The sequence below is a fragment of the Massilia consociata genome, from assembly GCF_042432755.1.
Lineage (GTDB): Bacteria > Pseudomonadota > Gammaproteobacteria > Burkholderiales > Burkholderiaceae_D > Telluria > Telluria consociata.
This window is the reverse complement of record NZ_JBHLWP010000010.1, coordinates 164,036-175,534: the sequence shown is the minus strand read 5'-3', so window position 1 is coordinate 175,534 and position 11,499 is coordinate 164,036. Positions and strand designations below refer to the sequence as shown.

General features: G+C 68.0%; 6 protein-coding genes. 4 read left to right on the top strand and 2 right to left on the bottom strand.

What is annotated here, in order from left to right; all coding sequences use genetic code 11:
- Positions 1–70 precede the first annotated feature (70 nt).
- Both ACFFJK_RS10945 and ACFFJK_RS10940 read left to right on the top strand, forming a co-directional pair.
- Positions 71–697 carry a DVUA0089 family protein gene (locus tag ACFFJK_RS10945; RefSeq protein ID WP_379679160.1) on the top strand — a complete coding sequence of 209 codons (627 nt, stop codon included), beginning with the start codon at positions 71–73 and terminating at the stop codon, positions 695–697.
- 69 nt (positions 698–766) lie between these two features.
- Positions 767–1,627 (top strand): oxygenase MpaB family protein, encoded by an 861-nt coding sequence (locus ACFFJK_RS10940; protein WP_379679159.1) that lies wholly within the window; start codon positions 767–769, stop codon positions 1,625–1,627.
- A 69-nt stretch (positions 1,628–1,696) separates the two neighbouring features.
- Here ACFFJK_RS10940 and ACFFJK_RS10935 read toward each other — a convergent pair whose 3' ends face one another.
- Both ACFFJK_RS10935 and hemE read right to left on the bottom strand, forming a co-directional pair.
- A complete protein-coding gene (locus ACFFJK_RS10935) occupies positions 1,697–3,703 on the bottom strand; it encodes a primosomal protein N' (RefSeq protein WP_379679158.1) in 2,007 nt (668 codons plus the stop codon).
- Positions 3,704–4,271: 568 nt separating this feature from the next.
- Positions 4,272–5,354, bottom strand: a complete 1,083-nt coding sequence (gene hemE, locus ACFFJK_RS10930) for a uroporphyrinogen decarboxylase (RefSeq protein ID WP_379679157.1) — start codon at positions 5,352–5,354, stop codon at positions 4,272–4,274.
- A gap of 90 nt (positions 5,355–5,444) precedes the next feature.
- On the opposite strand from hemE, the gene ACFFJK_RS10925 reads away from it, so the two are divergent.
- Both ACFFJK_RS10925 and ACFFJK_RS10920 read left to right on the top strand, forming a co-directional pair.
- Positions 5,445–7,361, top strand: coding sequence for a S9 family peptidase (locus tag ACFFJK_RS10925; RefSeq protein WP_379679156.1), 1,917 nt, complete (start codon positions 5,445–5,447; stop codon positions 7,359–7,361).
- Positions 7,358–11,482 carry a DEAD/DEAH box helicase gene (locus tag ACFFJK_RS10920; RefSeq protein ID WP_379679155.1) on the top strand — a complete coding sequence of 1,375 codons (4,125 nt, stop codon included), beginning with the start codon at positions 7,358–7,360 and terminating at the stop codon, positions 11,480–11,482. The genes ACFFJK_RS10925 and ACFFJK_RS10920 overlap by 4 nt, the downstream gene beginning before the upstream one ends.
- Positions 11,483–11,499: the final 17 nt, after the last annotated feature.

Sequence of the window (11,499 nt, the reverse complement as noted above, 5' to 3'; positions counted from 1 at the left end):
GACACGACAGGCTGCCCTTGGCGGCCGTCGCGTCGACTTCCATTACTACTTTCTTGATGAGCAAACAGACATGAAACTGAAACCGATCGCCCTCCTCGCCCTGTGCGCCGCCATGTCCTCGGCAGGCGCCGCAAATATGTCATACACCGGACAATTTACTTACGATAACGACGTGCAATTGATCAACTTCACCGTCGGCGAGCTATCGACGGTCGGGCTGCGCACCTGGTCGTATGCCGGCGGCGTGAACGCCGCGGGCGAGACGATCGCACGGGGTGGCTTCGATCCGATCGTGGCGCTGTTCAATTCGGTGGGCCAACTCGTCGGCGAACAGGACGACGCAGGGTGCGGCAAGGTGGCCGCCGATGCCGTCACCCGCCAATGCTGGGATATCAACTTCCTCATCGAGCTCGCTCCCGGCACCTACACGGCATCGATCCAGCAATACAACAACTACCACGTCAGCACCAACCTGGCCGACGGCTTCTATTACCAGGACGCGCAATACCGGAACTTCCGCAACGGCTTCGTCGATGAAATGGACGTCAAGCGCAACGGCATGTGGGCGCTCGACATCCTGAACGTCACCCCGCCGGCGGCGGCGCCGGTCGACCTGCCGGAGCCGGGATCGCTGGGATTGATCGGCCTTGCACTGGCGGGCATGACGGTGCTGCGGCGCCGCAGCAAGGCCGCCTGACCGGGCCAGCCGGACGGCGCGGCCGCGGGGCCTTGTACCTGTATATACTGGGCGTCGCGGAGGACGACGATGCTCGAGACGATACAAGACCTGATGCGCCCGCCTGCCGGCATGGCCTTCGACTTCAGCCAGCCTCCCGGCGAGCCGGCCCTGGCGCCGGCGGACGGCGTTTCCTGGCAAGTGTTCGCCAATCCGGTGTCCCTGTTCGTCGGCGGGATGGCGGCGGTGCTGCTCGAACTGGCCGAGCCTTCGGTGCGCTCGGGCGTGTGGGACCACGGCGGCTTCCAGCGCGATCCGGCCATGCGCCTGCGGCGCACCGGCTTCGCGGCCATGATGACCGTCTACGGCCCGCGCTCGGCGGCCGAGAAGCTGATTGCGCGCGTGGTGCGCATGCACGACCATGTACAAGGCAGCACGCCCGACGGGCTGCCGTATCGCGCCAACGACCCGCGCCTGCTCGACTGGGTGCATGCGACCGCCGCCTTCGCCTTCACGCAGGCCTACCACCATTATGTCCGGCCCCTGTCCGCGGCCGAGAAGGATGCCGCCTTCGCCGAAGGCCGGGTCTCCGCCCGGCTGTACGGCGCGCTCGGTGCGCCGCGCTCGTGGGCAGAATGGGAAGCGCTGTTCGCGGCAACCGCACCCGGGCTCGAAGGCTCCGGCATCCTGGCCGACTTCATGCGCATCATGGGCGCCGCGCCGCTGTTGCCCGCGCCGCTGCGCAGCCTCCAGCGGCTCCTGGTGCGCGCCGCCGTGCAGATCAGCCCCGAGCCGGTGCGCTCCTTGCCGCAGTTGCACGGCCGCGGCCTGCGCCCCGGCGAGGCGGCGCTGGTGCGTGCGCTCGCGCGCGCCAGTGCGCTGCTGCCGCTGGGCGACACCCCGCCGGTGCAGGCCGCCCGGCGGCTCGCGGCCCCGCCAGGGAAGTGCTAAGTCGACAAGCGCGTGCCGGCTAATCCGACGTGCACGGGGAGCTGGATTCTCTCCGATCGCCACATCCCGTCAGATGTCGAGCGGATCGACCTCGAGCGACCAGCGCACGCGCGACTTCATGGCGCGCAGGACCTCGACCCACTCGCGCAGGAACGCCTGCAGCGCCGGACGCGACGCCGACTCCACCAGCAGCTGGGCGCGGTCCACGTTGTGCACGCGGGTCATCGTCATCGGGATCGGGTCGTTGATCATCACCGCCTCGGACGGCAGGCTGTCGCGCGCCGCTTCGAGGAAGGCGATGGCGCTGGCCAGTTCCGGCGCCTCGGCGCGCAGCAGCGCCTGGTACATGAAGGGCGGTAGCCCGGCCTGGCGGCGCTCCTGCAACAGGCTGGCGGCGAAGCGGTCGTAGTCATGGCGCATGACGGCGCCATACAGCGGGTGGCTGGCGTAGCGCGTCTGCACCAGCACCTCGGAAGCCGCGCCGGCGCGGCCGGCGCGCCCCGCCACCTGCATCAGCTGGGCGAACAGGCGCTCGCTGGCGCGGTAATCCTGCGAGAACAGCGCGGTGTCCGGGTTCAGGATGCCGACCAGGGTCAGTTTTTTGAAATCGTGGCCCTTGGCGACCATCTGCGTGCCCACCAGGATGTCCACCTCGCCCCGGTGCACGGTGTCGAAGGCCGCCTGCGCGCTGCCCTTCAGGCGCGTGGAGTCGGCATCGATGCGCAGGATGCGCGCTTCCGGGAACATCGCCTGCAGGCCTTCTTCCACCCGCTGGGTGCCGCGCCCGAGCGGCTGCAGATCGACGTTGCCGCAGGTCGGGCAGGCGCGCGGGATGCGCAGCTCCAGGCTGCAGTGGTGGCAGCGCAGCCGGTGCTCGGGCTTGTGCAGCACCATGAACGAGGTGCAGCGGGTGCAGTTGCTGATCCAGCCGCAGGCGTCGCAACAGATCACCGGGGCATAGCCGCGCCGGTTCAGGAACAGCAAGGACTGCTCGCCGCGGTCCAGGCGTGTGCGCAGCGCGGCGATCAATGCGCCGGTCAGGCCGTCCTTGGGGCGGTCGCGCTCCATGTCGATGAGTTTGACGGTGGGCAGCACGGCGTCGCGCACGGCGCGTTCGCGCAGTTCCAGCTTGCGGTAGCGCTTGGTACTGGCGTGGTGCCAGCTCTCGAGCGAGGGCGTGGCCGACCCCAGCACGATCGGGATCGCCAGCTGGTGCGCGCGCCACACCGCCAGGTCGCGCGCCGAGTAGCGCAGGCCTTCCTGCTGCTTGTACGAAGGGTCGTGCTCCTCGTCGATGATGATCAGGCGCAGCGACGGCAGCGAGGACAGGATGGCCAGGCGCGTGCCCAGCACGATCCGCGCCCGCCCCTGGTGGCCGGCCAGCCAGTGCAGCATGCGCTCGCCTTCGGACAGGCTGCTGTGCAGGGTGGCCAGCATCACGCCCGGGAAGCGTGCCCGGATGTTCCCCTCCAGCTGCGGCGTCAGGTTGATCTCGGGGACCAGGATCAGGATCTGCGCCTGCGCATCGCGCGCCAGCACCTGGGCGCAGGCCTGCAGGTAGACCTCGGTCTTGCCGCTTCCGGTCACGCCATACAGCAGGATCGGCGTAAAACCTTCTGCTGCGCCGATGCGGTTGGCGGCTTCCTGCTGCGCCGGGTTCAGTGCGGGCATGCCCGAGGGCGTGGGATCATGCGGCTCTTCGAGCTTGGCCAGTTTCTTGAGGGCGCGGTCCAGCGCCACGGTCTTGGGCACCCGCAGGTTCTTCGGCAGGCCCGGCAGCGCTACCTCGCCGAGCGGGCGCTGGTAATAGTCGGCGGCGAAGCGCGCCAGCGCCAGCCAGCGCTCGGGCAGCGGCGCCAGCTGGCCGCGCACGGCCAGCGCGTCCTTGAGCTTGTCGGCCGGGACGTCGGTATCTCCCTTGACCGCCACGATCAGGCCCACCACCTCGCGCCGGGCAAAAGGCACCAGCACCAGCTGGCCCACCCGCGGCTCTTCGCCCGGCTCGCAGGACCAGCGGTAATCGAAGCAGCTGTTGAGCGGCGTATCGATCGCAACTTGTAGGTAGCAATGTGCCAAATCCAACCTTAATAGTGACGGAAACAAGTGACCAAGAGGCTGTGGAAAACTTTGTGAATAGCGCGGTACTTGACCCCGCCGAAGGTTTACGTTAGATCAACCGGAATATGCAGATTCGGCAAGGAAACACAAAAAACCCGCATAAATTCAGTCACTTACAAACCGAGAGTTATCCCTGTTAACAACCTGCCCTGGAATCGGCTTGCTGTGCATAACTGCACATGTGTACTGGGAAAACTCGCTGCGATGCACCAGAATCTTCATACCTTACTTGAAGAGTTGGCCTAAGTCCGCGTAAACCAAGCACTTTTCAGCACTCCCGAGTCTGTCTGTTGATAACTTTGTGAACAAGGACAGGAATCGTGGGACATTTCACCGGTGAGCCAGCAATCGCACTGTGTAAATCCACAGTCCCTTACGTGGAAATATCTTATAAATCAAGCGCTTGCACTTTGTTGGGTGCCACAAAGATGTCCACAGAAATAAATTCGGGGGTTTGTCGAACTTGTGAACAACTGTGATTTTGCTGCGGCAACGATGTGGCCACCAGCCGCAGCAGGCAAGTGCATCAGCCGGCGCGCTGCTTGCGGCTGACGCTGTGGACAGCGTCGACCATCGCCGTCACCGACTCCGGCGGGGTGAACTGCGAAATGCCGTGGCCGAGGTTGAACACATGGCCATGGCCGGCCGACGGGGTGCCGTAGGCGTTCAGGGAACGTTCGACTTCGGCGCGGATCTGCTCCGGCGCGGCGAACAGGATGGCCGGGTCGAGGTTGCCCTGCAGGGCGACGCGGTCGCCGACCAGCGCGCGCGCGCGGCCCAGGTTGACGGTCCAGTCCAGGCCCAGCGCATCGGCACCGATGTCGGCCATCTCGTCCAGCCACAAACCGCCGCCTTTGGTGAACACGATCGCCGGGATGCGCACGCCGTCTTTCTCACGTTGCAGCTGGCTCAGCACCTGGCGCATGTACTTCAGCGAGAATTCCTGGTAAGCGCCGTCGGCCAGCGCGCCGCCCCACGAGTCGAAGATCATCACGGCCTGGGCGCCGGCATCGATCTGCGCATTCAGGTACTGCGCCACTGCGCGCGCGTTCACGTCCAGGATGTGCTCCATCAGGTCGGGACGGGAATACATCATCTTCTTGATGGTGTGGAATTCGCGCGAGCCGCCGCCTTCGACCATGTAGCAGGCCAGCGTCCATGGGCTGCCCGAGAAGCCGATCAGCGGCACGCGGCCGTTGATGGCGGTGCGGATCTGGGTCACCGCCTTGAAGACATAGTCGAGCGACGCCATATCCGGTACCGCCAGGGCGCGCACCGCTTCCTCGGTGCGCAGCGGACGCTCGAACTTCGGGCCTTCGCCTTCGCTGAAATACAGGCCCAGGCCCATCGCGTCCGGCACCGTCAGGATGTCCGAGAACAGGATCGACGCATCCAGCGGATAGCGGTCAAGCGGCTGCAGCGTCACTTCGGTGGCGTAGTCCGGATTCTTCGCCAGCCCCAGGAACGAGCCGGCGCGCGCGCGCGTGGCGCGGTATTCCGGCAGGTAGCGGCCCGCCTGGCGCATCAGCCACACCGGGGTGTAGTCAGTCGGCTGGCGCAGCAGCGCACGCAGGAAGGTGTCGTTCTGAAGCGGGGCGAATTGTGGCATGGCTGACAATGAAAGCGTAGGGAAAACCTCTATTATCGCATCCCCCGGCCGCACTTATAATGCGATTCCAGTTTGATGAAAGAACCCGCCATGACCAAACAGCAAGCCCCCTGCGGCGCCTGGACCTCTCCCATCACTGCCGTCGTGGTCGCGGCCGGCGCCACGCCGCTGTCGTCGCTGGTGCTCGATGGGGCCAGCCTGTACTGGCTCGAAGGCCGCGCCAGCGAGGCCGGCCGCTCGACCCTGGTAGGCACGCAGTCCGGTGAGTTGACCCCGGCGCCGTTCAACGTGCGCAGCAAGGTCCATGAATACGGCGGCGGCGCCTGCACGGTGGCCGCCGGCGTGGCGTGGTTCTCGCACCATGCGGACAGCCGCCTGTACCGTATAGAACCAGGAAGTGCGCCGGTGCCGGTCACGGCGGAGGGCAACCAGCACCGCTACGCCGACTTCGTCGTCGATGCGCGGCGCCGGCGGCTGGTGGGGGTGGTGGAGGACCACTCCGCCGGCGGCCATTATCCGGACAACACGATCTGCGCCATCGGCTTCGACGGCAGCGAGACCGTCCTCGTGGACGGCAACGATTTCTATGCGGCGCCGCGCCTCTCGCCGGACGGGCGCCAGCTCGCCTGGCTGTGCTGGGACCACCCGCGCATGCCGTGGGAAGGCACCGAGCTGTGGCTGGCCGACGTCCTGGAAGACGGCAGCCTGGTCAACGGCCGCCTGGTGGCGGGCGGGCCGCAGGAGTCGATCTGCCAGCCGGAATGGTCGCCGGACGGCGTGCTGCACTTCGTCTCCGACCGCAGCGGCTGGTGGAATCTGTACCGCTACAACCATGGCGTGGTGCACCCGCTGTGCCCGCGCGAGGCGGAGTTCGGCGGCCCGCACTGGACCTTCGGCGGTTCGCTGTACGGTTTCCGCTCGAACGACGAGATCGTCTGCGCCTACGTCGAGGGCGGCGTCAGCAAGCTCGCGCGCCTGCGCGGCGGCGCGCTCACCGAGGTGCCCACGCCCTACCAGGAAATCCGCGAACTGCGCGTGAACGCGCACACGGTCGCGCTGCTGGGCGGCGCACCGACGGTCGCGCTCGAGCTGGTCCGCATCGACCTGGACGGCGGCCGGCATGAGGTGCTGGCACGCTCGATCGCGCAACTGCCCCCTCAAGGCTACCTGTCGGTGCCCGACAGCATCAGCTACCCGAGCGCGAACGGCCGCACCGCCTATGCCTTCCACTACCCGCCTACCAATGCCGACTTCGCCCCGCAGGACGGCGAACTGCCGCCCCTGATCGTGATCGGCCACGGCGGCCCGACCGGCATGGCCGCCAGCACCCTGAAACTGGCGACCCAGTTCTGGACCAGCCGCGGCTTTGCCGTGCTGGACGTGAACTACGGCGGCAGCACCGGCTTCGGGCGCGCCTACCGCGACCTGCTCAAGGGCCAGTGGGGCGTGGTCGACGTCGAGGACTGCGTGGCCGGCGCCCGTTTCCTGGCGAGCCAGGGCCTGGTCGACCCGGATCGCCTGCTGGTGCGCGGCAGCAGCGCCGGCGGCCTGACGACCTTGTCGGCCCTCGCCTTCCACGACGTGTTCAAGGCGGGCGCCTGCTACTACGGCGTGTCCGACCTGGCCGGCCTGGATGCGGATTCGCACAAGTTCGAGTCGCACTACAACCAGTACCTGATCGCCCCGCCCGAACGGGCGCAGGCCGTCTACCGCGAGCGCTCGCCGATCCACCACACCGACAAACTGGATCGTCCGATGATCTTCTTCCAGGGCCTGGACGACATGGTGGTGCCGCCGCAGCAGTCCGAGACCATGGTCGAGGCGCTGCGCGCGCGCAAGCTGCCGGTCGCCTACCTCACCCTGGAAGGCGAAGGCCATGGCTTCCGCAAGCCTGACAGCGTGGTGCGCACGCTGGAGGCGGAGCTTTACTTCTATTTGCGCGTCTTCGGCATTCCGGTCCCGGCCGGGCTGCCGGCGCTCGAGATCGAGAACCTGCCGGCGGCATGAACCTGAAGGACCTGGACAGCGGTGAAGCGGCGATCCTCGCGCTGCTGGCGCTTGGCGGCGAGCCGATGGGCCGCCAGCGCATCCTCGAACACCTGATGGCCGCCGGCCTGGCGCTGCCGCCCGAGCAATGGGCGGCCGAGCTGGCCCGCCTGCGCGACGCGGGGTTCATTGCGGACGCGGGCGAGCGCGGCGTGACGATTGCCCCGCAGGCGGTGTGGCCCGCACTCCGGCATGCGCTGGACGGGGAGCTGTTCGCCGCCCTGCGCGCCGCCTACGAACGCGTCACCCCGCTGCGCCGCGACTGGCAGGGCACGCCCGTCCTGCGCAGCTACCGCCAGGGCCTGGCCCTGCTGCGAATGGCGCTGCTGGCCGGCGAGAGCGGCACGGCGGTCACGCCGCTGCTGGCGGCCTGCCTGCGCTGCCACGAAGCGTCCTACCTGCATCCGCTGGTCGAAGTGTGCGCACGCCCGTTCGATCCGGCCCTCATCGAGCGCATCGATCCCGCGCTGCGCGACGGCGTGCTGGCCGTGCTGGTGCAGCATGCGCAGCGCGAACCGGGCATCGCGCCGGCGATCCGCAGCGCCGCCGAAGCCCACGCGGCCCAGGGCGACCCCTCGATCGCGCTGCGCACCGCGCTGGCCGAACACCTTGTCTTGTGCGGACGGCTCGACAGCGCGCAGGCGCTGTTGGTCGAAGTCGATGACGCGGCCGGCCTGTTCCTGCGCAGCGTCATTGCCCTGCTGCGCGACGATCCGGAGACGGGACTGCCGGGCGTCGAACAGGCCTTGAAACAGCTGCGCCGCGAAACCGGCAAGCGCAAGGCGATCTTCGAGGGCATCGGCGCCCACCTCTACCTGGCGGCCCTCCTGCGCAGCAACCAGCCCGCCCACCTGAAGCTGTCCGACGCCTGGCTCGACATCGCCACGCGCGCGGTACAGCGCCCGGAGACGGCGGTGGTCTTCCAGCTCAGCATGCTGCAGGAAATCCGGCGCGGTACCGTCGATGCCGAAGTGCTGGCATCGCGCAGCTGGGAGATGGCGCTCGAGCCTTTCACTTTCCGCGCGCTGATGCACCACTGGCTCGGCCTGCCGCAGCTGGCGGGCAAGCGCAAGGACATCGAAGAAATGCTGGCGCAGTCCGAGCGCGCCGGCTTCGATCTTCTCTCCGCGCAGCTGGCCGGGCTGCTGGGCCAGCTGGGCGGGTCCGGCAGCATCGGCCATGAACAGCGCGCGGGCGAACTGCGCCGTACCCGCCGCTTCACCGACATGACCCACTGGTTCGAGCGCGAGGAGCCATGGGAGCGCCAGCTCAACGCCCTCATCAACCTGCAGCCCGCGCTCAATGCCGAGACCGTGCGCGAGTCACGCCTGGTGTGGATGATCCGCTACGACGAGCACATGGGTGTGCAGGAACTGGAGCCGCGCGAACAGAAACGCGACGCGCAGGGCGGCTGGAGCCGCGGCCGCGCCCTCGGCCTGAAGCGCCTGGCCGAAGAAGCGCAGCAACTCGAATTCCTCACCGCGCAGGACGTGCAGGTGGTGTCGGCCATCGCCGGCCGCCGCTACTACGGCAGCACCAGCATCCGCTTCGAATTCGAGCTGGACAAGGCCCTGGGTGCCCTGGTCGGCCATCCGCTGCTGTTCTGGATGGATGCGCCGGGCACGCGCGTGGAACTGCTGCCGGGCGAGCCGGAACTGCTGGTGAAGGCGCGCGGCGCCAAGGTCCTGATTTCCCTGCACCCCACGCCGGGCGAGCAGGACGGCGACGTCATCGTCACGCGCGAGACCCCGACCCGGCTGCGCCTGGTGCGCATCTCGGAAGAGCACCGCCGCATCGCCGCCATCGTCGGCGAGGGCCTGGAAGTGCCGCTGGAAGCCGAGCGCCGCGTGCTGCGCGCGATCAGCGCCATCTCCTCGATCGTCACCGTGCAGTCGGACATCGGCGCCAGCCCGGGCGACATCGAGCAGGTGGCGGCCGACCCGCGCCTGCACCTGCACCTGCGCCCCTACCAGCAGGGCTTGCGCATGCAGATCCTGGTGCGCCCCTTGCCGGACGCCGGCGCCTACTATTCTCCCGGGGAAGGCGCGGAAAGCGTCATCGCCGACGTCAACGGCGTACGCCTCGAGGCCAGGCGCAACCTGAACGCCGAGCGCGACGCCGAGCGCGAACTGGTCGGCGCCTGCCACGCGCTCGAGCACGGAGAACTCGACCACGGCGAATGGCTCCTCGGCCAGCCCCTGCTGTGCCTGGAACTGGTGGACGAATTGCGCAACCTCGACCCGGCAAAATGCGTCGTGGCGTGGCCCGAAGGCGAAAATTTCCGCGTCGCGAAACGCGCGAACGCGAAATCGGTGCGCATCCAGATCCGCCGCGACCGCGACTGGTTCGCCGCCAGCGGCGATGTGGTGATCGACGAACAACGCGTCATGAGCCTGCAGTCCCTGCTGGAGCGCGTGCGCGAACAGAAGAGCCGCTTCGTGGCGCTGGGCGACAACGAATACCTGGCCCTGAGCGACGAGCTGCACCGCCGCCTGATGGAACTCGCCGACTACGGCACCCTGCACGGCGACGAGCTGCGCATGCATCCGCTGGCGAGTTTTTCCCTGGCCGAGCTGGCGCGCGAGGCCGGCGGCGTGGCAGCCGACGCTGCCTGGCGGGAGCATTTGCAGCGCATTGCAGATACCGAAGCGTTTACGCCACAACTGCCGTCCACCCTGCAGGCCGAGTTGCGCGACTACCAGCGCGAAGGTTTCGAGTGGCTGGGACGCCTGGCCCACTGGGGCGTCGGCGCCTGCCTGGCCGACGACATGGGCCTCGGAAAAACGCTGCAGGCGCTGGCCCTGCTGCTGGCGCGCGCGCCAAGCGGCCCGGCGCTGGTGGTGGCGCCGACCTCCGTCTGCCTGAACTGGATCGCCGAAGCGCAGCGCTTTGCGCCGACGCTGAATATGAAGCTGTTCGGGCCAGGCGACCGCGCCGCGACGGTGAACGACGCGGGGCCTTTCGACGTCGTGGTGGTCAGTTACGGCCTGCTGCAGCTGGAAGCGCCGCTCTTTGCCGAGCGCACGTGGCACAGCATCGTGCTGGACGAAGCGCAAGCCATCAAGAACATGCACACCAAGCGCTCGCAGGCCGTGATGGCGCTGCAGGGCGACTTCCGGATGGCCGCCACCGGCACCCCGCTCGAGAACCACCTGGGCGAATTGTGGAACCTGTTCAGGTTCATCAACCCCGGCCTGCTGGGCAGTGCCGAGCAGTTCCAGCTGCGCTTTGCCGGGCCAATTGAAAAAGCACAGGACAAACGGGCCGAAGCGGGTGCCAGGCACCGCCTGCGCCGCCTGACGCAGCCCTTCATCCTGCGCCGCACCAAGGCGCAAGTGCTCACCGAGCTGCCGCCGCGCACCGAGATCGTGATCCCGGTCGAGCTGACCCAGGACGAGAGCGCGCTGTACGAATCGCTGCGCCGCCAGGCGCTGGACAAGCTGGCCGCGCTGGAAGCGCCGGAGAGCCAGAAGTCGATCGAGATCCTGGCCGAGATGATGCGGCTGCGCCGCGCCGTCTGCAACCCCGAACTGGTGGCGCCGGGCGCCGGCCTGGTGAGCAGCAAGCTGGTCGCCTTTGCCCGCCTGGTCGACGGCCTGCTGGAGAACCGCCACAAGGTGCTGGTGTTCAGCCAGTTCGTCGACCATTTGACCCTGATCCGCAAATACCTGGACGGCAAGCACATCCCCTACCAGTACCTCGACGGCGCCACCCCCATGCAGGAACGCAAGCGCCGCGTGGATGCCTTCCAGGCCGGGGAGGGGGAGCTGTTCCTCATCAGCCTGAAGGCGGGCGGGGTCGGCATCAACCTGACCGCGGCCGACTACGTGATCCACATGGACCCGTGGTGGAACCCGGCGGTGGAAGACCAGGCCTCGGACCGCGCGCACCGCATGGGGCAGCAGCGGCCGGTGACGATCTACCGGCTGGTGGCGCGCGGTACCATCGAGGAAGGCATCGTCGAGCTGCACCACCGCAAGCGCGACCTGGCCGACAGCCTGCTGGAGGGGACCGAGACGGCGGCGCGCATGTCGCCGGGCGAGATGCTGGCCATGCTGAAGCAGGGCCTCAGCCTTGCGTAGGCCGTAAGCTCCGCCAA